Raw genomic sequence first — 23,038 nt, 5'->3', positions numbered from 1 at the left:
TACTATAAATCGGATTTTGCGTAAGCCCCAGGAGATTTACTTACCCGAGCTTAATCCAGGTAGTCTTCAATTCGGTGTACTTGTCGAACGCATGCAAGGACTTGTCGCGCCCATTACCCGATTGTTTACAACCACCGAACGGCACCGTGATGTCATCCTCCGCATACTGATTCACGTGCACGGTGCCAACCCGCAGCGCGCGCGCCACATGGTGTGCCTTGTTGATGTTGGCAGTCCAGACGCCCGCCTGCAAACCATACGGCGTGGCATTTGCCTCGCGGATCGCTTGATCCAGGTCGGTGAAACCAAACACCGACAACACCGGACCGAAAATTTCTTCACGTGCAATTTTCATCGAACTGTCGACATTGCTAAACAAGGTCGGCGCGACATAAAAACCACCGGTTTGCATACGGACTTGCATGCCGCCGGCAAGCAACTGCGCGCCCTCTGCTTTACCAGATTCGATGTAGCCCAGTACGGTATTCAATTGCACTTGATCAACTATCGCGCCCATCACCGTCGCTTCGTCGAGCGGGTCACCTGGCGCAAAGTCCGGAATCAAGGACAATGCCTTGTCCAGAAATTTTTCCTTGATCGACGCTTCGACAAAAAGGCGCGACGGCGCATTGCAGCTCTCTCCCTGGTTGAAGTAGAGCGCACCAACCGCGGCCCGCACTGCTACATCCAGGTCGGGGCAATCGGCACAGACGATATTCGGCGACTTGCCGCCGAGTTCGGTCCATGCCCGTTTTAAATTCGATTGTCCCGCATATTGCATGATTTTCTTACCGACACTGGTAGAGCCGGTAAAGCCGATGCAATCGACATCCATGTGCAATGCCAGTGCGCTGCCGGCCTCATGGCCATAACCCGGCACCACGTTGAACACGCCGGGCGGAATACCGGCTTCCAGCGCAATTTCGGCCAGGCGCAAGGCCGAGAGCGGCGACTTTTCCGAGGGTTTCAGGATGACGCTGTTGCCGACCGCCAAGGCTGGCGCGATTTTCCAGGCAGCCATTAGTAGCGGATAATTCCACGGCACGATGGCGGCCACCACACCGACCGGTTCGCGCGTGATCAGCGCTAACGAGGTGTCGGCGGTGGGGGCGATTTCATCGTACATTTTATCGACCGCTTCGCCGTACCAGCGGATGCAGTTGGCCGCCGCCGGCACATCGACGCTACGGCTGTACTTGATCGGCTTGCCCATGTCGAGCGTTTCCAGCAGCGCCAATTCGTCGCCATACTTCACCATCAAATCGGCGAATTTGATCAGGCTGCGCTTACGTTCTTCTGGCGCCAGTCCAGCCCAGCGTCTATCGTTGAATGCGCGCCGCGCGACTTGGACCGCAGCGTCGACGTCGGCCTGATCACAGCGCGCCACAGTGGTCAGCCTGCGGCCATCGATTGGCGAAATACAGTCGAATGTCGCCCCCGACTGCGCCGCCACACGATGACCGTCGATGAAAGCGCGTCCGTCAAACTTCAACTCCGCAGCGCGGCTATGCCAAAGTGTGTTCGTCATTTGAATATCCTTTTTAATCGGGGCCAACCTTTGGCGATTGGCCCCATCCAGCGTATTAAAAGCTGACTACGGTAGAAGCGCCGAACAATGTATTGTCTTTTTTGAAGGTGCTGGAGCCGACATCGAAGAACGTGTTTTGTGTCGCGCGGTCGTATCGCACTTCAAATTTCAACATCGCGTTTGCAGTCATCGCATAATCGAGCCCCAAGGTCAGCGCATAGCGATTGGCGCCTTTGTTCGGGTCGTTGATCAGCCCGGTTGTGTTATCGATGCCTGGTCCAAAACCATTGCGGTAATCGCCACATGCCGTTGGACCGCTATCCGCTTGGCAAGTACCAGACGATAACAAGTTGGGGGTACCGCCGCCGTTCTTGTCGTTTTTGATGTAATCGAGACGGACGATGCCCTCTAAACTCGGCGTGAATTTATAAGCAGCCAAACCCGACAGGCCGACCCATCTGCTATCCCTGCCGTCAAACGCATGGCCTTTTGCCAGGCCTGCTTCCACCTGGCCAAAGAGGGACCAGTCACCGCGTATGAAGAAGGTGTCGATATCAGCGTAATTGACCGACGTGGTGCCGGATGTCTTGCCGTGCACACCGGACGCGCCAACACCCCAATATTCGCCAGGGATGTAATCGACACGCCAGTGGAGCGCCGGTGCCCGACGGTCAGTAACGCGACCGTTATTCAAATTACCGACGATGGCTTTCGCATCCCATGCGCCGTCGACATGCTCGTAGCCGAGGCCCGTCATGAACGCCGCCGGCTCGGTGAAATCGAACAACAGATTATTGGTAATGGTTTTTTTTGCGGTGGGCAATTCATATTCATAGCCCATCCAAGAACCAACTTGACCGGCGTAGAACTTGTCCTTGCCGACCCCGGTCGGCAATGTCACATAGGCCTGGTTCACGATAGAGCCGGCGTTAAATCCGGCCGCGTCACCGTAGCTCTTATGCGGCATCAATTCCAGCAGCCACTTGGTGCCGCCTTCCATTTCTTTCTCAAATCGAATTAAGCCTGTTCCAAAAAATGCGTTGTCGTATCCGTAGACAGTTGATGAACCGGGCACGCTGCCATCGCCATTCCGATCGCCGAAATTTTTCATGAACACGAAGCTGCTGGTTTTCTGGCGCTGGTTATAGATATAAGTCGGATCGATGAAACCAGAAACTTTCAAGCCCTTGAAACCACTCGCTTCCATCTGATCTTCCGTCGCTTCGGTCTTGACACGCGTACGAGTTAACTCGGCCCGTGTGTCTGCATCAAACCCATCGACAATGACGGATCTGTTGGCTTTCGCACTCACTTGATCTACCATCGTTTCCAGCTGCTTCACCTTCGACTTCAATGCGTCGAGTTCAGCCCTCATTTCCTGCGCATTTTGGGCAATGGCAACGGCTGGGAACGCCAGCGCGATAGCAATCACGATTTTTTTTAATGTCTGCATAGTGTCTCCTCTTGTTCGTATGGTTAGTGGTGGTGCGGACTTCAATTCGAGGCTCCCGCCTGGAATGCTGTAGAAATTTGTTTTTGGCGCAGCCGCTCAGCGCGCGCGATATAGATGCTCGACAAAATCACGCCGGTGCTGACAACCAATATCGTCAGCGTCGCGATCGCATTCACACGCGGATCGAGCCCCAAACGCGCACGGGAAAAAATCACGATCGGCATCGTCGAATAACCCGGCCCGGTCAGGAACTCGGACAGCACCACGTCATCCAGCGACAAGGTAAAGGTCAGCAGCCAGGCGGAGGCGAGTGCCTGCGTGATGTTGGGCAGGGTCACCAGAAAGAACACTTGATGCGGCCGGCAGCCCAAATCCATCGCCGCTTCTTCGAGCGATTTTCTCATCTCTCGCAAGCGCGACTGCACCACCACCGTGGCATATGCCATCCCGAGCAAGGTGTGGCCGAGCCAGATCGTCAGGACGCCGCGCTGCGGAAAACCAAACAACCTCTCGATCGATACCAGCATCAGCAGTAGCGACAAGCCGATAATCACTTCTGGCATCACCAGCGGTGCGTTGACCATGCCGCTAAACAGCGTGCGGCCATTGAAGCGGCGATAGCGGTCCAATACATACGCGGCGAAAGTGCCCAGTACTACCGATGAGCAGGCAGTCATCAGTGCAATCCGTAGCGACAATCCAAAACCCGTGATAATTTCAGCATCGTTCGCCAGTTCGTGATACCAGTGCAGTGTAAACCCGCTCCACACCATGCTCTGGCGCGAACTGTTGAACGAAAACACGATCAACATCACGATCGGGATATACAGAAATAAGTACCCGGCCGAGAGCCAGGTTCTACCGAATAAACGATAACCGTTCATGCGCGCCCCTCTTGTTGCTCAGACTGATATTTGTTGAAGATCCCAATCGGCACCAGGATCAGCAGAATCACCACTACGGTGACGGCGGATGCCATCGGCCAATCGTTGTTGGTGAAAAATTCATCCCATAGGGCGTGACCGATCATGAAAGTCTCCGGCCCGCCCAGCAATTCCGGAATCACGTATTCGCCGATGCAGGGAATGAATACCAGCATCGAGCCGGCGACGATGCCGGATTTCGAGAGCGGTACCGTGATGCGCCAGAAGGTTTGCCACGGTGTCGCACCGAGGTCGGCTGCCGCCTCCAGAAAACGGATATCCATCTTCACCAGGTTCGCATACAGCGGCAGGACCATGAACGGCAGGTAGGCGTAGGTCATCCCGAGCATGAGCGAGAGCGGCGTATTCATCATGTGCAGCGGCGCATCAATGACACCGATCGACAGCAGGAAGTTATTCAGCAAACCGTTGTTCGCCAGGATCCCTTTCCAAGCATAGATACGCAGCAGGAACGAAGTCCAGAACGGCAACATCACCAGCATCATCAGGGTCGGCCGGATGCTCGCTTTGGCACGCGCCATGAAGTATGCGAATGGGTAGCCGATCGCCAAACAACATAAGGTGGTGGTCGCCGCATACTTCAGTGAACTGATGTAAGTCAGTACGTATAGATCATCCTGCAAGATGAACAGGTAATTGCTCAGCTTCAGCTTCAGCTTCAAAATACCGTCGACATACGACACCATGTTGCCAAATGGATTGCCGAGTTCCATTTCGACCATGCTGATCTTCAACACCAGCAGGAATGGCAGCAAGAAAGTAAACGCCAGCCATAAGTAGGGCACACCAATCACCCACCGACGACCGCTGAGTCCGCGCAATGGGGAGCGCTGCGTGAGCGCCGCGCTAGGATTGGCATCCGGGAGCGCGACAAAGCCCTGCGCCGCCTGCGGTAGCAGGTGGCGAGTAAGAAACTGTTTCATGTGAATGTCCTTATTGGGTCAAGACCACCATCGCGTCGTCATTCCAGTTGGCGAAGACTTTGTCGCCCCATTTCGGCCGGTGCGTCGCATTGCGCACGGTATTGGCGGCGGTCGCTTTCAGGATCATGCCGCTTGCCAATTTCAGGTGATACACGGTGTAACTGCCCATATAGGCGAGCTCGAGAATTTCGCCTTGCACACAGTTGATGGTGGATTGCGCTTCGGGCGCGTCGAAGCCGACCGAGATTTTTTCCGGACGTATGCCGACCGAGACCGACATCCCAGTAGTGCCGGTGATGCCGTGCCCGACGTAGTGACGGCATTCCGGTGACTCGATGATCACGTGGTCCGGTTCGTCTTCGATCACTTTGCCGGAGAATAAATTGACGCTGCCGATGAAGTCGGCCACGAAGCGGCAGTTCGGGGTTTCGTAAATATCGCTCGGCTTGCCGATCTGCAGAATGCGGCCTTCGCTCATCACCGCGATACGCGAGGCCATGCTCATCGCCTCTTCCTGATCATGCGTCACCATCACGCAGGTCACGCCGACCTGTTCGATGATGTTGACCAGCTCAAGTTGCGTGCGCTCACGCAGTTTTTTGTCGAGCGCACCGAGCGGCTCATCCAGCAGCAATAATTGCGGACGCTTGGACAGGCTGCGCGCCAGCGCGACCCGTTGTTGCTGGCCGCCGGACAATTGGTGCGGCTTGCGCTTGCCATAAGCCTTGAGTTGCACCAGGTCCAGCATCTTGTCGACGCGGGCGGCGATTTCATCCTTCGGCATACCGTCACGACGCAAGCCGAAAGCGACGTTGTCCCATACCGACAAATGCGGGAACAGTGCATACGATTGAAACATCATGTTGATGGAGCGCTGATAAGGCGGTATGCCGACAACGTCTTCTCCAGCCAGCGAAATCTGGCCGGAAGTCGGTGATTCAAACCCGGCCAGCATCCGGAGCAAGGTCGATTTGCCGCAGCCGGAACTGCCCAGCAGCGCAAAGATTTCGCCTTTATTGATGGTGACGGAAACTTCGTCGACTGCTCGTACGCCGTCAAATTCCTTGACGAGGTTTTTGATCAGCAGGAACGGTTGCCCCGCGCTGATATCGTTGGCGGCGGTGGCGGCGGCAGGGGCGATCCCCACGGAAGATAGTGGTATGGCTGGTGGAACGGACGTCATGACAGGCTCGATACGAAAAAATGTGAGGGTGTCTGGAACCAAGGTTTCAGGTCTGGGCGATTGCGTGCGTCATCCGAAGCAAGGCGATGACGCACTCGGCGCACTAGCGCCCAGTCTTGAATTGAACGTAGACGCGTGTCGCGACTCGACGCAGATCGTTATTCAACGATACCGGCGCGACCATTTTTTTCAAGTCGGCGTCGGACAAAAATATCGTCTTGTCCTCGTTCAATTCCTTTTTCACGAACTTGCGGCTGGCCGCATTCGGTGTTGCATAGAACACCTTATTGGTCAGATTCGCATGCACGTCCGGACGCATGATGTAGTTCATCCACAGATGCGCGTTTTCCGGATGCGGTGCATCGGCCGGGATCGCCATGGTGTCGAAGAACAGCACGCCGCCAGTTTTTGGTATCAGCGTGACAATATCGTTGCCGTTCTTCGCTTCGATCGCACGGTGACGCGCGACGTTCATATCACCCGACCATGCAATCGTCGCGCAAAGTGAGCCGTTGGTCATATCCTCAATGTAGCCCAGCGTGCTAAACAAGGTCACGTACGGACGGACCTTCTGCAACATACGTCCGGCTTCCAGGTAATCGGATGCATTTTTAGAAAACGGATCCTTACCGATGTACGCGAGTGCTGCCGGCAGAATGTCGGACGGCGCATCGAGGAAAGACACGCCGCACGACTTCAGCTTCGATATATATTTAACGTCGAACACCAGATCCCAAGGATTCTCCGGCATCGGCAAGTCACCGAGCGCGGCCTTCACCTTGGCGGTGTTGATCGCGACCGTGGTGAAACCCCACAACCAGGGAACCAGGTACTCATTGCCCGGATCGAGCTTCGACAATTGCGCCTCAATCGCCGGATCCAGATTAGACAAATTTGGCAGCTTGCTCTTGTCTACTTTGCGTAGCAGGCCGCCCTGGATTTGCAGATTGCCCCAGTGCGCCGCCGGCACCACAATATCGTAACCAGTTTTCCCGGCGGTCAATTTAGCATGCAAAATTTCGTTACTATCGTAGTTGTCATAGCGGACCTTGATACCGGTCTCCTTTTCAAAGTTTTTAATCGTGTCATCGGCAATGAATTCTGACCAGTTAAAAACGTTGAGAACTTTTTCTTCTGCCGCCATCGCTGGCATGGTGGCCAATGTAGCAGCGCCGAACGCCGCCGCAACAGCCACCTTCGTCAAATTGCAGCTTATGTGTTTGTGTAACTGCTGTTTCCATGTCGATTTGTTCATTTTTGTCCCCTCCAGAATCAATTTATATAGATCAATCAAGTCGTTTTAAACCCATCCCCGCTGCTTCAAATCCGCCAAAGTCTGATCCAGACCCAAGCCAATTAATTTGATCATTTCGTCGATTTCCGCGTGAGTTAGCGTCAGCGGCGGCGACATCAACAGACGATCGCCTGGAATCGCGCGCATGATCACGCCACTGTCGAACATATGCGCGCGGCAGATCATGCCCACGCTCAGTGCCGACTCAAATGGGATGTGCTCATGCACCGTTGCACCCTTATGCTTCACCAGATTTAAACCACCCAGGAAGCCGATGGTCTCCGCACTACCGACCAAAGGATGCGATGCCAGCGCCTCGAATTTTTTCTGCAAATAAGGGCCGCTATCGGTACGCACTCGGTCGACTATTTTTTCTTCTTCTAGAATGCGGATGTTTTCCAGTGCGGCGACGCAACCAATCGGGTGACCGGAGTAGGTATAGCCATGATTGAATTCGCCACCCTTTTCAATCAGCGCATTTGCCACGCGGTCACCAACCAATACACCGCCGAGTGGCACGTAACCGGAAGTCACGCCCTTCGCGAATGTGATCAAGTCCGGGCTGATGCCGAAGTATTCGGAACCGAACCAGTGGCCGAGACGTCCGAAACCGCAGACCACCTCGTCGGCAACCAGCAAAATGCCGTATTTGTTGCAGATGCGCTGGATTTCCGGCCAGTAGGTCGACGGTGGAACGATGACCCCGCCAGCACCCTGCACTGGCTCGCCGATAAACGCGGCAACTTTGTCGGCGCCGACTTCGAGAATTTTGTGTTCCAGCCAGGAAGCGGCTTCCAGCCCAAACTCTTCCGGCGTCTTACCCTTGCCGCCTTCCAGATACGAAGGTTGGCCGATATGAACGATGCCCGGAATTGGCAGCCCACCCTGCTTATGCATGCTGGGCCAACCGCCCAGAGACGCGCCCGCCATCGTGCTGCCGTGATAGGAGTTGAGGCGACTGATAATCACCTGACGCTCCGGGCTGCCCTGCTTGTCCCAATAGTGGCGCACCAAACGGACGATGGTGTCGTTGCCTTCGGATCCGGAACCGACAAAAAACACGTGATTGAACTGCGGCGGCGAAATTTGGACCAGTTTTGCAGCCAGCTCGACCGCTGGCACGTGCGTGGTCTGGAAGAAACTGTTGTAGTAGGTCAATTGCAGCATCTGCGCATGCACTGCGTCGGCGATGCTTTTACGACCGTAGCCGACATTCATGCACCACAAGCCGGCCATACCGTCGAGCAGACGATTGCCTTCCGAATCCCAGATATAGGCGCCCTCGCCCTTCACGATTACCCGTGAAATCTGGCTATCCTTCAAACGATAATCGGCAAATGGGTGCAAATGATGGGCGGAATCCAACGCTTGTAAACGCTGGGTATTAATGCTTTCGCGCATGTTCATATTGTTTTCCTTTCTACTTTCTATGTACGCATATAAATTTAAGCGAGGTCGTCGTATTGCGTTCTAATTATTTGGTCACGCGACCAACTTGTAGCAATATTAGGTACTCGCAAAATATAAGTCAAGCGATTAAATCATTCGACCGACTTATTTTTTGATGGTATCATCGCGCCATCAAAACTGACCGACCGGTCATTGCAATGGAGCAGTCATGGCACGCCCCCGAGGTATAGAAAGAAGAGAACAGCTTAAAGAGCAGATTATTCAAGGCGCGGTGGACGCCTTGGTAGAGTCCGGCTTAGCAGCGGTGACAACCAGAAAGATTGCGGCGAAAGCTGGTGTCAATCTGGCCACCCTGCACTACTATTTTGAGAATAAAGACGCGCTGTTAATCGGCGCGTTGGAATCGATCATTGCGCAGATGAGCCAGGCATTGCGCGCTGACCTGACGCAGCAATTGGATATCAAGACCTGCATCGAGAGTGTCATTAGCAATTCTTGGCGGTTGATCCAAATGACGCGCAATATTCAAATCCTGCAATATGAACTGACGCTATATACCTTGCGCAACGAGGACGCGCAATCACTCGCAAAATTTCAGTATGACTCGTACTGCAAGCTATATGAGGATGCGTTTCGTCAGGGGCTGGGCAATGCAGAAGCCCCGCCGGCGATTGATCTCGCCGATCTGGCGCGCTTCGTAGTCGCCGGCATGGATGGTTTGATTCTTCAATATTTGGTTGACCCGGTTGAAGAGCGCTCGACGCGAGCACTCAAACAATTGATCAAGGCAGCACAAGGGCTTTGTTGCATGGATAACCAGAAGACGAGTTGAGGCGTCATGCTACTGGCGCTGCGGCAAGACAAGGCAGGTCATTCTTTCCAAGCCGGCCAATACTCCAAGCAACCGTCAAATTTGCCGCCAGTCGGTTGCGTATCAACATGGCTGCCGGTCATGATCGGCGCCAGTGCATTGTTGCGCCCCGATGGCGTGCCCAGACGGGCATTACATGCCCGCCGTGCTGTTTTAAATTTTCGAGGGCGCAAACTGCTTAACCGAGCTTGATCCAGGTGGTCTTCAATTCAGTGTATTTGTCGAACGCGTGCAAAGACTTGTCGCGCCCGTTACCGGATTGCTTGTAGCCACCGAATGGCACCGTCATGTCATCTTCGTCGTACTGGTTGACGTGCACCGTGCCGACCCGCAAGGTGCGTGCCGCATGATGCGCCTTGCTGATATTGGAAGTCCAGACGCCGGCTTGCAAACCGAAGGGGGTGGCATTCGCTTCGCGGATCGCGTCGTTCAAATCGGTGAAGCCGAGCACCGACAAGACCGGCCCGAAAATCTCTTCGCGCGCGATCTTCATCGTGCTGTTGACGTTATCGAATAGTGTCGGCTCGATGTAATAGCCGCCGCTCTCGGTGCGGACCTGCTGTCCGCCTGCCAGCAGTTGCGCGCCTTCCGCCTTGCCCGATTCGATAAAGCCCATCACCGAGCTCAGCTGGATATGGTCGACGATGGCGCCCATCACGGTCGCCTCATCCAGTGGGTCGCCCGGCTGGAAATTCGGTACCAGCGCCAGCGCTTTCGCAATGAATTGATCCTTGATCGATTCCTCCACGAACAAGCGTGACGGCGCGTTGCAGCTCTCGCCCTGATTGAAGTAGATCGAACCCACCGCCGCTTGCACGGCAGCATCCAGATCGGGACAATCGGCACAGACGATGTTGGGCGACTTGCCACCGAGCTCGGTCCAGACCCGCTTCAGATTGGACTGACCTGCATATTGCATGATCTGCTTGCCAATCCGCGTGGAGCCAGTAAAACCGATGCAATCGACGTCCATGTGCAAGGCCAGTGCGCTACCGGCCTCATGGCCATAACCCGGCACCACATTGAACACGCCAGGCGGAATACCGGCTTCCAGTGCGATTTCGGCCAGGCGCAACGCGGACAACGGCGACTTTTCCGACGGCTTCAGCACCACGCTGTTGCCGACCGCGAGTGCCGGCGCGATTTTCCAGGATGCCATCAGCATCGGGTAATTCCACGGCACGATGGCGGCCACCACACCGACCGGTTCACGGGTGATCAGCGCCAGGGAGGTATCCGGTGTCGGGGCAATCTCGTCATAAATCTTGTCGACCGCTTCGCCGTACCAGCGGATGCAATTGGCCGCCGCCGGCACATCCACGCTGCGGCTGTATTTGATCGGCTTGCCCATGTCGAGTGTTTCCAGCAAGGCCAGCTCATCGCGGTGTTGCAGCACCAAATCGGCGAACTTGATCATGATGCGTTTGCGCACCGCCGGCGCCAACCCGGCCCAGCGCCGGTCTTCGAAGGCAGCTCGTGCGGCAAGCACCGCCGCGTCGATATCGACCGCATCACAGCGTGCGACATCCGCCAGCTTGCGGCCATCGACCGGAGAAATACAGTCGAACGTTGCGCCGGACAGCGCCGCCACACGATGACCGTCGATGAAGGCGCGTCCATCAAACTTCAATTCCGCAGCGCGGCCATGCCAAAGTGTGTTCGTCATTTGAATATCCTTTTTAATCGGGGCCAACCGTTAGCGACTGGCCCATCCAGCGTATTAAAAGCTGACTACGGTAGAAGCGCCGAACAATGTATTGTCTTTTTTGAAGGTGCTGGAGCCGACATCGAAGAACGTGTTTTGTGTCGCACGGTCGTGTCGCACTTCAAATTTCAACATGGCGTTTGGCGTCATCGCATAATCGAGCCCCAAGGTCAATGCATAGCGGTTGGCACCCTTATTAGGGTCGGCAACCAGGCCTGTCGCATTGTCGATGCCCGGGCCAAAGCCGTTACGATAATCACCGCAATTGGAGGCCATTGGCGTCGCACCGGTCGGGTCCGTCGCCAGGTCAGCGGTCTGGCAACCAGCAGGGAACACCAGGTTTGGCGTACCACCGCCATTTTTGTCATTTTTGATGTAATCGAAACGGGCGATCCCTTCCAGACGTGACGTGATTTTGTAGGAGGCCAAGGTCGACAAGCCGATCCATTTGGCGTCACCGCCATTAAAGGCGCTGCCTTTTGCCAGCCCTGCTTCCAATTGGCCCTGCAAATTCAAGTTGCCACGCGTGAAATAGGCATCCGTCTCCAGATAATTGACGGAAGTCGTGCCAGACGTCTTGCCATGCAAGCCAGAAAAACCAAAGCCCTGGAACTCGCCTTTGGCGTAATCGACGCGCCAGTGCAGCGCTGGCGCACGGCGGTCGGTGATACGGCCATTATTCAGGTTGCCGATGATGGCTTTGGAATCCCATGGGCCAGCAATATGTTCATAGCCAACACCGGTCATGAAGGTCGGTTCGGTGAAATCGAACAGCAAATTGTTCGTGATGGTTTTTTTCGAAGTTGCACCAGCTCCCAGCTCATATTCATAACCTGGCCAGGAGCCGATTTGACCCGCCAGGAATTTATCGTTGAGCGAACCCATCGGTATGGAAACGAAGGCCTGGTTGACGATCGAACCACTGTTAAAGCCACCACCATCGCCATAACTCTTGTGCGGCATCAATTCGAGCAACCACTTGGTGCCGCCTTCCATTTCCTTCTCAAACCTGATCAAGGCCGAACCGAAGTACGCGTTGTCATACGCATACCCAGCATTCGTGCCGCCAGCACCGGTATTCGCATCATTGAAGTTCTTCATGAAAATGAAGCTGCTGGTGTGCTGACGCTGGTTATAAATATAGGTCGGATCCATGAAGCCAGAGATTTTCAAGCCCTTGAAGCCGCTGGCCTCGATCTGGTCTTCCAAGCCTTCGGATTTGACCTTGACGCGATTGAACTCGGCCCGGGTATCGTCATCGAATCCGCCAGCAGCTGGTGTTGCACTGGCGGTAGTGGCCGCCTTATCGGCCTTGGCGTTGGCCTGATCCACCAGTCCTTCGAGTTGCTGGACCTTGGCTTTCAGCGCATCGAGTTCCGCTTTGATTGCCTGCATGCTTTGGGCGGACGCCGCAATCGGGAACGCCAGTGCGATGGCGATGACGGTTTTTTTTAAACTAAACATTCTGTCTCCTCTGACTCGTTTAAATGGTTATGGTGCGGACTTCAGTGCAACGTTTCGGCCTGGAATGCAGCGGAAATCTGTTTTTGCCGCAGACGCTCGGCACGGGCGAGATACAGGCTCGATACAATCACGCCTATGCTCACCACCAGGATCGTCAATGCAGCGACCACATTGACACGCGGGTCCAGTCCCAATCGCGCCCGTGAAAAAATCACGATCGGCATCGTTGAATAGCCTGGCCCGGTCAAGAACTCGGACAGCACGACATCGTCCAGCGACAAGGTGAAAGTCAGTAGCCAAGCCGATGCCAGCGCTTGCGTGATGTTCGGCAAAGTCACCAGAAAGAACACTTGATGCGGCTTGCAGCCCAAGTCCATCGCCGCTTCTTCCAGTGACTTGCTCATCTCTTGCAAGCGCGATTGCACCACCACGGTGGCATACGCCATGCCGAGCAGCGTGTGACCGAGCCAGATCGTCATCATGCCGCGGTCCGGAAAGCCGAACAGCTTCTCAACCGATACCAGCATCAGCAACAGCGAGAGCCCGATAATGACTTCCGGCATCACCAGCGGTGCATTGACCATGCCACTAAACAGCGTGCGCCCAGCGAAGTTGCGATAGCGATCCAGCACGTAGGCGGCGAAGGTTCCCAATAGAACCGAGCCACAGGCGGCCATCACGGCGATCTTCAGCGACAGCACGAATCCGCTGATGATTTCCTTGTCCTGCAACAATTCGCTATACCAGTGGGTCGAAAATCCGCTCCAGATCATGTCCTGACGCGAGCTGTTGAACGAAAACACGATCAACACCACGATCGGGATATACAGGAACAGGTATCCCAACGATAACCAGCTGCGCCCAAACCAACGATAGCCGTTCATGCTCTTCCCCCAGCGTGTTGTTGTGCCTGATATTTATTGAAAATGCCCATCGGCACCAGAATCAGCAGAATCACCATGACCGTGACCGCAGACGCCATCGGCCAGTCGTTGTTGGTAAAGAATTCATCCCATAGCACGTGACCGATCATCAGCGTCTCCGGCCCGCCCAATAATTCTGGGATCACGTATTCGCCGACACAGGGAATGAATACCAGCATCGAGCCCGCGATGACGCCAGACTTGGACAGTGGCACGGTGATGCGCCAGAAGGTCTGCCATGGCGTTGCGCCGAGATCGGCGGCGGCTTCCAAAAAGCGCACATCCATCTTCACCAGGTTCGCATACAGCGGCAAAATCATGAATGGCAAGTAAGCGTAGACCATGCCGATGATCAGCGAAAACGACGTGTTCATCATGTGCAGCGGTGCATCGATCAGCCCCACCGAGATCAGGAAGTGATTTAACAGGCCGTTGTTCGCCAGAATCCCTTTCCATGCATAGATGCGCAGCAGGAACGAGGTCCAGAACGGCAGCATCACCAGCATCATCAGTGTCGGCCGGATCGTCGCTTTCGCACGCGCCATGAAATACGCAAATGGATAGCCGATCGTCAGACAAAATATCGTCGTAATCGCCGCATACTTCAGTGAACTGAGGTAGGTCAGCGAATACAGGTCGTCCTGAATAATGAAAAGGTAGTTGGTGATTTTTATCTTTAGCGTGACGAAGCCATCGACATAGGACACCAGCGTTCCGAACGGGTTGGCGGTTTCCATCTCCGCCATGCTGATTTTCAGCACGATCAGGAACGGCACCAGAAAGCAGATCAGCAGCCACACGTAGGGCACACCGATGACGAAACGCCGTCCGGTTAACCAGCGCAACGGCGAGTAGCGGCTCACGCCCCAGCTCACGCCAGTCTCCGGGAGCGTGACGAAGCCTTTCGCCGCATGCTGTAGCGCATGTCGGGTAAGAAATTTTTTCATGTTCGCATCCTTATTGGGTCAAGACCACCATCGCGTCGTCATTCCAGCTGGCATACACTTTATCGCCCCACTTCGGCCGATGCGTCGCATTGCGCACGGTATTGGCGGCGGTCGCCTTCAGGATCATGCCGCTCGCCAATCTCAGGTGATAGACGGTGTAGCTGCCCAGATAGGCCAATTCAACCACTTCGCCTTGCACACAATTGGTCGCGGACGACTCAAACCCGGATGGAACGTCGAAGCTGACCGAGATTTTTTCTGGCCGTATGCCGACTGAAACCGACATGCCGATGGTCCCTGTGATGCCATGCCCAACGTAGTGTTTGCATTCCGGCGAGGCGATGACGACATGGTCGGGCTCATCCTCGATCACTTTGCCGGAGAACAGGTTCACGCTACCGATGAAGTCGGCCACGAAGCGGCAGTTCGGTGTTTCGTAAATGTCGCTCGGCTTGCCGATCTGTAGAATGCGGCCTTCGCTCATCACCGCGATACGCGAGGCCATGCTCATCGCCTCTTCCTGATCATGCGTCACCATCACGCAGGTCACGCCGACCTGTTCGATGATGTTGACCAGTTCCAGTTGCGTGCGCTCGCGCAGTTTTTTATCGAGCGCACCGAGCGGCTCATCCAACAGCAATAGCTGCGGACGCTTGGACAGGCTGCGCGCCAGCGCGACCCGTTGTTGCTGGCCGCCGGACAATTGGTGCGGCTTGCGCTTGCCGTAAGCCTTGAGTTGCACCAGGTCCAGCATCTTGTCGACGCGGGCGGCGATTTCATCCTTCGGCATACCGTCACGACGCAAGCCGAATGCGACGTTGTCCCAGACCGACAAGTGCGGGAACAAGGCGTAGGACTGGAACATCATGTTGATGGAGCGCTGATAAGGCGGTATGCCGACGATGTCCTGCCCGGCCAGCGAAATCTGGCCGGAAGTCGGTGATTCAAACCCGGCCAGCATCCGCAGCAGCGTTGATTTGCCGCAGCCGGAACTGCCCAGCAAGGCGAAAATTTCACCTTTGTTGATGGTGACAGAAACATCATCCACTGCCCGCACCCCGTCGAATTCCTTGACGAGGTTACGGATGTGCAGGAACGGCTGTCCCGCACTGGCGGCGTTGGCGGTGGCTGGTGCGATGGCGACAGAAGATAGTGATACTGTAGGAGGAGCGGACGTCATGACAGGCTCGATACAAAAAAATAAAGGTGTCTGCAGCAAGAGTTTCAGGTCTTGCCAAAAGCGAAACACGTCATCCGGCGTATCCGGATGACGTGCTCAGGGATCAGAGTCCGGTCTTGAACTGGGTGTAAAGCCGCGTCATTTGACGTCGGATATCGTTGTTCACGGATTCCGGTGCAATCATCTTCGTTTTGTCGGCATCGGACAGGAAGACTGACTTGTTCTCGGAGATCTCTTTTTTGACGAATTTGATGCTGGCGGTATTCGGATTGGCATAGAACACCTTGTTCGTCAGACCTGCATGGACTTCGGGACGCAAGATGTAATTCATGAACAGCAGCGCGTTATTAGGGTGTTGCGCATCGCTTGGAATCGCCATCGTATCGAAGAATAGCGTTGCACCATTCTTCGGCACCAGCACCTCGATCTTGTTGCCGTTCTTGGCATCGATCGCGCGTTGACGGGCGATGTTCATATCGCCGGACCAGCCGAGCGCTACGCAAATCGACCCGTTCGCCATGTCATTGATATAACCCGAGGAGCTGAACAGCGTGACGTAGGGCCGAATTTTCTGCAACATGCGGCCCGCATCCTGGTAATCGCCACTGTTTTTTGAATAAGGATTTTTTCCCAGGTAGCGCAGGGCTGGCGGTACGATTTCCGAAGGGGCATCGAGGAAAGACACGCCACAGGATTTCACTTTCGCCATGTATTTCGGGTCGAACACCAGATCAAACACATTCTCCGGCATCGGCAGGTCACCGAGCGCGGCTTTCACTTTATCGACATTGATGCCGACCGTGGTGTAGCCCCAGAGCCAGTCGACCAGATGATCGTTGTTGGGATCGAGCTTGGCGAGTTGCGCCTGGATAGTAGGATCAAGATTGACGAGGTTAGGAATCTTGCTCTTGTCTAGTTTTCTCAGCAGGCCGGCGTCGATTTGCAGGCGTGCCCAGTGTGCGGAAGGGACCACGATATCGTAACCGGTCCTGCCGGCGACCAGCTTCGCATGCAGGATTTCATTGCTGTCGAAGTTGTCGTAGCGGACCTTGATGCCGGTCTCTTTTTCGAAATTCTTGATTGTATCGTCGGCGATATAGTCCGACCAGTTGTAGATATTGAGGATTTTCTCTTCGGATTGGGCGATGGCCGGGACCGCAACAAGGGCTGCTACCCCCAATGCCGCGGCACCAATCAGGCCTCTCAAGTTCCATTCCATCTGTGCCTTCAACTTCAGCTTCTTAGTCATTGTCTTCATGTTTGTCTCCTCTTGAATCAGAATGAAAGTACTTCTAGTTACACTGCTCTGGCTGCTTATCCGTTAGAGTCGCCCGGCTTGAACGCCGGAACCACTTTCACAGATGACCTATCAAGATTGAATGCGCCATTAATTTTTATACCAGCCCAAGCAAGAGTTCGGCAGTTCACTTTTTAAGTGCTCTCAATTTCCTTGATTGGCTCCTATATCAAACCCCGCTTCGTCAAATCTGCCAAAGTCGCGTCGAGGCACACGCGAATCAAGGTCACTAGTTCGTCAATTTCGGCATGCGTCATGACCAGCGGGGGCGCGATAATCATGCGGTTGCCTACTGCGCGCATGATCATGCCACCGTTAAACATATGGTCGCGGCAGATCATACCGACATCCAGTGTCGAATCAAATGGCACGCAATCATGGATATTGGCCGCTTTTTTCTGCACCAAAACAAGACCGGCGACAAAACCACAGGTTTCCGCGGCACCGACCAGGGGGTGATCTGCCAGCGCTTCAAATTTCTGCTTCAGGTACGGGCCAGTGTCTTCGCGAACCTGGTCGACCAGCTTTTCTTCCTGGATGATGCGGATGTTTTCCAAGGCAGCGGCACAGGCAACCGGATGACCGGAATAGGTGAAGCCGTGGTTGAAGTCACCACCCTTTTCGATCAGCACATCCGCCACCCGGTCACCGACCAACACGCCACCCAGGGGCACATAACCGGAGCTCACACCCTTGGCGAACGTCATCAGGTCAGGCTTGATGCCAAAATATTCGGAGCCGAACCAATGACCGAGGCGACCAAAACCACAAATCACTTCGTCCGCGACCAGCAAAATACCGTATTTGTCGCAGATGCGCTGAATCTCAGGCCAGTAAGTGGAAGGCGGGATGATGACGCCCCCCGCACCTTGCACTGGCTCGCCGATGAAAGCGGCAACCTTGTCGGCACCGACTTCCAGGATTTTCTGCTCCAGCCAGGAAGCGGCTTCAAGACCGAATTCTTCGGGCGTCTTGCCCTTGCCACCTTCCAGGTAATACGGCTGGCCAATATGGACGATGCCCGGAATCGGCAAACCACCCTGCTCGTGCATGCCGGACATGCCGCCCAGTGACGCGCCCGCCATCGTGCTGCCGTGGTAGGCATTGTGGCGACTGATGATGACGTGGCGACCCTGGTAACCTTGCAAGTCCCAGTAGCGACGCACCATGCGAACGATCGTGTCATTGCCCTCGGAGCCGGAACCGGTAAAAAAGACATGATTGAATTGCGGTGGCGAAATCTCGACCAGCTTGGCGGCCAGTTGCACCGCCGGCACGTTGGTAGTCTGGAAAAAGCTATTGTAGAAAGGCAATTGCTGCATCTGTGCATAGACCGCGTCGGAAATGCTCTTGCGGCCGTAGCCGACATTCATGCACCACAGGCCGGACATGCCGTCGAGCAGACGTTTCCCTTCCGAATCCCAGATGTAGATGCCTTCGCCTTTGACGATGACGCGTGAACCGTGGCTGGCCAAGGCCTTGGAATCAGTGAACGGGTGCAGATAATGGGCCGCGTCCAAGTCCTGGATCGCACGGGTATTGACTGGGGCTTGCGCCACGGACTGACGCGCAGTCGGTGCCACGATAGCCATTGGGGCTAGTGTATTTGGATGCATGATCAACCTTCAGTTCTAGTTGCTAATATATAAAAGCGTGAAACAAGAAGAGCGACGCACGGTGCGTCTCACTGTGCGTTCATCACGCACAGTAGCGCCGCGCCTCTCTTGTTAATGATTATCAGACGTGCAACAGCAGATGTTCGCGTTCCCACGGACTGATTACGGTCATGAATTCGGCGTGTTCCAGATCCTTGATCGCTGCATAGACATCGACAAAACGCTCGCCCAGCACGCTGCGCAACTTGTCTTCTTGCCGCAGCGCTTGCAGCGCCTCAGGCAAGCCTTGCGGCAGCTGAAAATCGAGGTCGTATGCGCTGCCTTTCGTCACCGGCGTCGGCTCCAATTGCTCGGTCATGCCGAGGTAGCCACACGCCAGCGTGACTGCCAGTGCCAGGTACGGATTGGCGTCGGCTCCAATCACGCGATTTTCGACGCGTCGATCTTGCGGCCCGGATTCGGGAACCCGGAAGCCGACTGTCCGGTTATCCATGCCCCACTGAATGTTAATCGGGGCGGCGGTATGGCGGACAATCCGGCGATAGGAATTGACGTACGGCGCCGCGATCGCCATTGCCGACGGCATGTAACGCTGCAGACCGCCGATGTAGTGGGAAAATGCCTTTGAAGCGGTGCCGTCCTGGTTGCTGAATATGTTCAGGCCGGTCTTCGAATCGACTACGCTTTGGTGTACATGCATCGCCGAACCCGGTTCGCCGGTCATCGGTTTGGCCATAAACGTGGCGTACATGTCATGCTTCAATGCAGCTTCGCGCAGCGTGCGTTTAAAGAAGAAGACCTTGTCGGCCAAACCCAATGGCTCGCCATGCAAAAAGTTTATTTCCATTTGCCCGGCGCCGATTTCATGGATCAGCGTATCGACGTCGAGCTGCATCAGTTCACAGTAATCGTAGATATCCTCGAACAGCGGATCGAACTCATTGACCGCATCGATGCTGTAAATCTGGCGGCTGGTTTCAGCGCGACCGCTGCGGCCGACCGGTGGCTTCAACGGCAAGTCAGGATCGGTATTTTTCGCGGTCAGATAAAACTCAAGTTCTGGCGCCACGATCGGTGACCAACCTTTATCTGCGTACAATTTAAGCACGCGGCGCAACACTGAACGCGGTGCGAAATCAACCAGTGAACCGTCGGAAAAATAGCAATCATGGATCACCTGCGCCGTCGGGTCAGTGGCCCATGGCACCAGCGTAATGGTATTCGGATCGGCCTTCAAAATCATGTCGCGATCGGTGGCCGAAATGGCGCGATCATAAGGCCCGTCGTTGGTTGGGTAATTTCCCGTGACGGTCATCCCGAGCACCGCTTCCGGCATGCGCATGCCGCGTTCGAGCGTAAATTTGGTGCGTGGCAGGATTTTGCCACGGGCGACGCCGGTCAAATCCGGCACCAGGCATTCGATCTCAGTGACCCGCTTTTCATTGAGCCACTGATCCATATCATTGTAGGAAAAATTTTCGCGTAAAGACATAATGTTCTCTCGTGTTTCGTTTGCTCTTGCGCGGAGCCTGGCCCGCTTATCGGGCACCCTGCGCCTGCTCGTATTGCAACCTCATGCTGCTAGCGAGCGACGCTACGGCACTTCTGGCGTAAAGGTTCCCAAGGTTTCCATGCGCCCCCTCCCTGTTTTTTGTAATTGATATTGCCGACAGGCCTTGCCAAACGCGGCGAAGAGTTTCATCGAATCAGGATTTTCGGTAACCTTCCACTCCGGATGCCACTGCATCGCCAACGTGAAGCCAGCGGCGTCCTGCACGCTAAACGCTTCGACCAGACCATCATCCGCGCGCGCTTCCACGCACAGGCCGGGGGCAAGACGGTCCAGTCCCTGCCCATGCAGGGAGTTGACCACCAACTCGCTAGCGCCATTCAGTATCTTGGAGATGCGTCCACCGGACGTCAGCGTAACGCGGTGTGCCGGGCCGTACTGCACGTCCAGCGGGTCTGAATCTTCATCACGATGGTCCATCATGCCAGGCACCTCATGTACCGCTTGATGCAAGGAGCCACCGAGGGCGACGTTGATTTCCTGCGCGCCGCGGCAAATCGCCAACAGCGGAATCCCGCGCTCCACAGCCAGGAGAATCAGCGGCATCGTGGTCGCATCACGCGCCGCATCCAGCGGCAACTCCGGCTTCAATATCTGTTGGCCGAAGAGTTCAGGATGCACATTCGAGGGCGAACCGGTCAGCAGAATGCCATCGGCAACCGCCAGCACCGCCTCCCAATCCGTTTTCGCACCAAAGGCAGGTAGCACCAAAGGCATGCAGTCGGCGCCCAACAAGACGGCATCAACGTACTTCATTTGGGCCAGGTAATAGTGATCTGTGTCGATATGTTTGGTGCAGGAGGGAACGATGATGAGTGGACGGTGCATGATTTATGTGGGTCAAGAGTCCGGGCCAAGGATGTGCGCTCGATAATTTCGCATTAGGGACCAATTTCGTGCAAAATTCTTTTGTTGCAACGCACCACTTTCTAGCCAGCAAGGCAGACTCTTTTCTCCCTTAGCTAATTAATTAAAACCATCTTAGGCCTAATTTGGTATTATTGGGAGTGCCACTTTAACTATCTTCATAGAACCACTTAATTTATCGTGATTTCCAATCTTGCCGCCGCTGAGTTACTGGGTGCCACACTGGCCCAGGCAGATTTCTACCCGCGCCTGCCGCAGCAACGACGGCTGTACGAGGCCGCGCGTACCGCCATCCTGTTGCAACAACTGAGTGCCGGCAGCAAACTGCCGTCCACCCGCAACTTGGCCAGCGAGCTGGGCATCGCCCGCAACACCGTGATTGCCGCTTTCGAACAGCTTGCTGCCGAGGGCTTCGTCATCACCTCAACCGGCAGTGGCACCTATGTTTCGGCCTCGCTGCCATCGACTTCGCAGCCGAAGCGCAAGCTGGACGGCAACGCTGAAGTGGTTCCGGAAACGCCGCCCAACGGGTTCGCGACCCTGTCCAAACGCGGCACGCAATTGACCGAGTTTGCCGCTGGCACGCGCTATGAAATCCAGCCGTTCGCCCCTGGCGATGCCGATTTTTCGGTCTTTCCGTTCAAGCTGTGGCAACGGCTGCAAAATCGCGTCTGGCGCGAGGCGCGCCCGGATTTGCTGGATTACGGCCAGGCCGGCGGCTATTTGCCCCTGCGCCGCGCGATTGCCGAATACCTGCGCGTGTCACGTTCGGTCAAGGTATCGATCGAACAGGTGATGATCACTGCCGGCACCCAGCAATCGCTGGATCTGTGCGCGCTGCTGCTGGCCGACGTCGACGACACCACTTGGGTCGAAAACCCGTGTTACTGGGGCGCGCGGCGCATATTCGAATCCTGCGAGGTGAATCTGCACCCGGTCGCAGTCGATGCCGAGGGCATCGCGCCGAGCGAAGCCGATCTGGCGACCAACCCGCGCCTGATCTATGTCACGCCGTCGCACCAATATCCAACCGGGGTGGTGATGAGCCTGGCGCGGCGCCGCATGCTGCTCGACCTGGCGCAGCGCAAGGGGGCCTGGATCCTGGAAGACGATTACGACAGCGAGTTCCGCTACACTGGCCGCCCATTGGCCGCGCTGCAAGGCCTGGATACGCATGGCCGCGTGATCTACATGGGTACGTTTTCCAAGGTACTCTACCCTGGCATCAAGGTCGGCTACCTGGTCGCGCCGCCGGCCCTGGTGGAGCCCTTCAAGGCGGCACTCTACGACTTGCAGCGACCGGGCCAATTGATGCTGCAGGCCGCATTGGCCGACTTCATCGCGCTCGGCCATTTCGCCACGCATATCCGCAAGATCAGGCAGGCCTATGGCGCGAAGCGTGAATTGTTGCGCAAGACGCTGGCGGCCCAACTGGGTCAGTCCGCCCCCATTTCCGGAGAAGAATCCGGCCTGCATCTGGTGGTCGAATTCCCCGACCACGTCGACGATGAGGCGCTGGCACGACTGGCGGCCGAGTCCGGCATCGCGGTCAACGCGCTGTCCCACTATTACCTGGAACCACCGGTGCGGCGTGGCCTGCTGGTCGGTTACGCGTATGTACCAGCCGAAAAAATCGTCTATTACGGCAAACTGCTGGCACATGTGATCCAGGCTGGTCTCAGGCGCTGAAGCCGGATGTGCGGTTGACCCGCGCTTCTGTGGTCCGGCTCAGCAAGCCGCGCCACCCCGCTGCGGCAAACTGCCTGACGACATATACTATGCCGAGTATTTTTCAAAGCGTCACGCGGATTCAGATACGAAGTGCAACTTTGATTATTCGGTTGAAGGGCCAGATGCGGTAGC

At 55.6% G+C, this 23,038-nt stretch carries 18 protein-coding genes and 1 pseudogene; 2 read left to right on the top strand and 17 right to left on the bottom strand.

Going from position 1 to position 23,038, the window contains the following annotated elements; translation table 11 throughout:
* Window positions 1-40: 40 nt before the first annotated feature.
* The 7 genes from ACFOFO_RS23185 to ACFOFO_RS23155 form a co-directional block, all read right to left on the bottom strand.
* The gene (locus ACFOFO_RS23185; RefSeq protein WP_390327571.1) at window positions 41-1,528 is read right to left on the bottom strand and encodes an aldehyde dehydrogenase; all 1,488 of its coding nucleotides are present in this window, start codon (window positions 1,526-1,528) and stop codon (window positions 41-43) included.
* 55 nt (window positions 1,529-1,583) lie between these two features.
* Window positions 1,584-2,981, bottom strand: a complete 1,398-nt coding sequence (locus tag ACFOFO_RS23180; RefSeq protein WP_390333031.1) for a DUF3138 family protein — start codon at window positions 2,979-2,981, stop codon at window positions 1,584-1,586.
* Between the two features lie 41 nt (window positions 2,982-3,022).
* The gene (locus ACFOFO_RS23175) at window positions 3,023-3,865 is read right to left on the bottom strand and encodes an ABC transporter permease (protein WP_390333030.1); all 843 of its coding nucleotides are present in this window, start codon (window positions 3,863-3,865) and stop codon (window positions 3,023-3,025) included.
* Window positions 3,862-4,848, bottom strand: a complete 987-nt coding sequence (locus ACFOFO_RS23170; protein WP_390327576.1) for an ABC transporter permease subunit — start codon at window positions 4,846-4,848, stop codon at window positions 3,862-3,864. The genes ACFOFO_RS23175 and ACFOFO_RS23170 overlap by 4 nt, the downstream gene beginning before the upstream one ends.
* 10 nt (window positions 4,849-4,858) lie before the next feature.
* Window positions 4,859-6,031, bottom strand: coding sequence for an ABC transporter ATP-binding protein (locus tag ACFOFO_RS23165; RefSeq protein WP_390333027.1), 1,173 nt, complete (start codon window positions 6,029-6,031; stop codon window positions 4,859-4,861).
* A 103-nt stretch (window positions 6,032-6,134) separates the two neighbouring features.
* A complete protein-coding gene (locus ACFOFO_RS23160) occupies window positions 6,135-7,286 on the bottom strand; it encodes a polyamine ABC transporter substrate-binding protein (protein WP_390327578.1) in 1,152 nt (383 codons plus the stop codon).
* Between the two features lie 45 nt (window positions 7,287-7,331).
* On the bottom strand, window positions 7,332-8,732 hold the full coding sequence (locus ACFOFO_RS23155; protein WP_390333025.1) for an aspartate aminotransferase family protein: 1,401 nt from the start codon (window positions 8,730-8,732) through the stop codon (window positions 7,332-7,334).
* A gap of 211 nt (window positions 8,733-8,943) precedes the next feature.
* Here ACFOFO_RS23155 and ACFOFO_RS23150 point away from each other — a divergent pair, with 211 nt between their 5' ends.
* Entirely contained in the window at window positions 8,944-9,567 is a 624-nt protein-coding gene (locus tag ACFOFO_RS23150) for a TetR/AcrR family transcriptional regulator (RefSeq protein WP_390327579.1), read from the top strand.
* Between the two features lie 30 nt (window positions 9,568-9,597).
* Here ACFOFO_RS23150 and ACFOFO_RS23145 read toward each other — a convergent pair.
* The 10 genes and pseudogenes from ACFOFO_RS23145 to ACFOFO_RS23100 form a co-directional block, all read right to left on the bottom strand.
* A pseudogene (locus ACFOFO_RS23145) lies at window positions 9,598-9,728 on the bottom strand (Zn-dependent hydrolase); the annotation flags it as partial.
* Window positions 9,729-9,784: 56 nt separating this feature from the next.
* On the bottom strand, window positions 9,785-11,272 hold the full coding sequence (locus ACFOFO_RS23140; protein ID WP_390327581.1) for an aldehyde dehydrogenase: 1,488 nt from the start codon (window positions 11,270-11,272) through the stop codon (window positions 9,785-9,787).
* Between the two features lie 54 nt (window positions 11,273-11,326).
* Entirely contained in the window at window positions 11,327-12,775 is a 1,449-nt protein-coding gene (locus ACFOFO_RS23135; RefSeq protein ID WP_390333023.1) for a DUF3138 family protein, read from the bottom strand.
* A 41-nt stretch (window positions 12,776-12,816) separates the two neighbouring features.
* Window positions 12,817-13,659 (bottom strand): ABC transporter permease, encoded by an 843-nt coding sequence (locus tag ACFOFO_RS23130; protein WP_390327584.1) that lies wholly within the window; start codon window positions 13,657-13,659, stop codon window positions 12,817-12,819.
* On the bottom strand, window positions 13,656-14,645 hold the full coding sequence (locus ACFOFO_RS23125; RefSeq protein WP_390327585.1) for an ABC transporter permease subunit: 990 nt from the start codon (window positions 14,643-14,645) through the stop codon (window positions 13,656-13,658). The genes ACFOFO_RS23130 and ACFOFO_RS23125 overlap by 4 nt, the downstream gene beginning before the upstream one ends.
* A gap of 10 nt (window positions 14,646-14,655) precedes the next feature.
* The gene (locus ACFOFO_RS23120; RefSeq protein ID WP_390327587.1) at window positions 14,656-15,825 is read right to left on the bottom strand and encodes an ABC transporter ATP-binding protein; all 1,170 of its coding nucleotides are present in this window, start codon (window positions 15,823-15,825) and stop codon (window positions 14,656-14,658) included.
* A 103-nt stretch (window positions 15,826-15,928) separates the two neighbouring features.
* A complete protein-coding gene (locus ACFOFO_RS23115) occupies window positions 15,929-17,044 on the bottom strand; it encodes a polyamine ABC transporter substrate-binding protein (protein ID WP_390333039.1) in 1,116 nt (371 codons plus the stop codon).
* A 242-nt stretch (window positions 17,045-17,286) separates the two neighbouring features.
* Window positions 17,287-18,738: an aspartate aminotransferase family protein gene (locus ACFOFO_RS23110; protein ID WP_390333022.1), complete on the bottom strand. Its 1,452-nt coding sequence runs from the start codon at window positions 18,736-18,738 to the stop codon at window positions 17,287-17,289.
* Between the two features lie 121 nt (window positions 18,739-18,859).
* Window positions 18,860-20,230 (bottom strand): glutamine synthetase family protein, encoded by a 1,371-nt coding sequence (locus ACFOFO_RS23105; RefSeq protein WP_390333019.1) that lies wholly within the window; start codon window positions 20,228-20,230, stop codon window positions 18,860-18,862.
* A 102-nt stretch (window positions 20,231-20,332) separates the two neighbouring features.
* Window positions 20,333-21,136, bottom strand: coding sequence for a gamma-glutamyl-gamma-aminobutyrate hydrolase family protein (locus ACFOFO_RS23100; protein WP_390327590.1), 804 nt, complete (start codon window positions 21,134-21,136; stop codon window positions 20,333-20,335).
* A gap of 219 nt (window positions 21,137-21,355) precedes the next feature.
* On the opposite strand from ACFOFO_RS23100, the gene pdxR reads away from it, so the two are divergent.
* Complete coding sequence (gene pdxR, locus ACFOFO_RS23095) at window positions 21,356-22,864, top strand: MocR-like pyridoxine biosynthesis transcription factor PdxR (protein WP_390333016.1); 1,509 nt, start codon at window positions 21,356-21,358, stop codon at window positions 22,862-22,864.
* Window positions 22,865-23,038: the final 174 nt, after the last annotated feature.

The sequence above is a fragment of the Pseudundibacterium arcticum genome (assembly GCF_042646465.1).
Taxonomy (GTDB): Bacteria; Pseudomonadota; Gammaproteobacteria; order Burkholderiales; family Burkholderiaceae_D; genus Undibacterium_A; species Undibacterium_A arcticum.
Note: the sequence above shows the minus strand (reverse complement) of the source record. Positions and strands in the feature narration are given on the sequence as shown.

Excerpts from the sequence above, each read along its gene's own strand:
- ACFOFO_RS23185 (WP_390327571.1), bottom strand. The coding sequence starts at position 1,528 with ATGACGAACACACTTTGGCATAGCCGCGCTGCGGAGTTGAAGTTTGAC.
- ACFOFO_RS23180 (WP_390333031.1), bottom strand. The coding sequence starts at position 2,981 with ATGCAGACATTAAAAAAAATCGTGATTGCTATCGCGCTGGCGTTCCCA.
- ACFOFO_RS23175 (WP_390333030.1), bottom strand. The coding sequence starts at position 3,865 with ATGAACGGTTATCGTTTATTCGGTAGAACCTGGCTCTCGGCCGGGTAC.
- ACFOFO_RS23170 (WP_390327576.1), bottom strand. The coding sequence starts at position 4,848 with ATGAAACAGTTTCTTACTCGCCACCTGCTACCGCAGGCGGCGCAGGGC.
- ACFOFO_RS23165 (WP_390333027.1), bottom strand. The coding sequence starts at position 6,031 with ATGACGTCCGTTCCACCAGCCATACCACTATCTTCCGTGGGGATCGCC.
- ACFOFO_RS23160 (WP_390327578.1), bottom strand. The coding sequence starts at position 7,286 with ATGAACAAATCGACATGGAAACAGCAGTTACACAAACACATAAGCTGC.
- ACFOFO_RS23155 (WP_390333025.1), bottom strand. The coding sequence starts at position 8,732 with ATGAACATGCGCGAAAGCATTAATACCCAGCGTTTACAAGCGTTGGAT.
- ACFOFO_RS23150 (WP_390327579.1), top strand. The coding sequence starts at position 8,944 with ATGGCACGCCCCCGAGGTATAGAAAGAAGAGAACAGCTTAAAGAGCAG.
- ACFOFO_RS23140 (WP_390327581.1), bottom strand. The coding sequence starts at position 11,272 with ATGACGAACACACTTTGGCATGGCCGCGCTGCGGAATTGAAGTTTGAT.
- ACFOFO_RS23135 (WP_390333023.1), bottom strand. The coding sequence starts at position 12,775 with ATGTTTAGTTTAAAAAAAACCGTCATCGCCATCGCACTGGCGTTCCCG.
- ACFOFO_RS23130 (WP_390327584.1), bottom strand. The coding sequence starts at position 13,659 with ATGAACGGCTATCGTTGGTTTGGGCGCAGCTGGTTATCGTTGGGATAC.
- ACFOFO_RS23125 (WP_390327585.1), bottom strand. The coding sequence starts at position 14,645 with ATGAAAAAATTTCTTACCCGACATGCGCTACAGCATGCGGCGAAAGGC.
- ACFOFO_RS23120 (WP_390327587.1), bottom strand. The coding sequence starts at position 15,825 with ATGACGTCCGCTCCTCCTACAGTATCACTATCTTCTGTCGCCATCGCA.
- ACFOFO_RS23115 (WP_390333039.1), bottom strand. The coding sequence starts at position 17,044 with ATGGAATGGAACTTGAGAGGCCTGATTGGTGCCGCGGCATTGGGGGTA.
- ACFOFO_RS23110 (WP_390333022.1), bottom strand. The coding sequence starts at position 18,738 with ATGCATCCAAATACACTAGCCCCAATGGCTATCGTGGCACCGACTGCG.
- ACFOFO_RS23105 (WP_390333019.1), bottom strand. The coding sequence starts at position 20,230 with ATGTCTTTACGCGAAAATTTTTCCTACAATGATATGGATCAGTGGCTC.
- ACFOFO_RS23100 (WP_390327590.1), bottom strand. The coding sequence starts at position 21,136 with ATGCACCGTCCACTCATCATCGTTCCCTCCTGCACCAAACATATCGAC.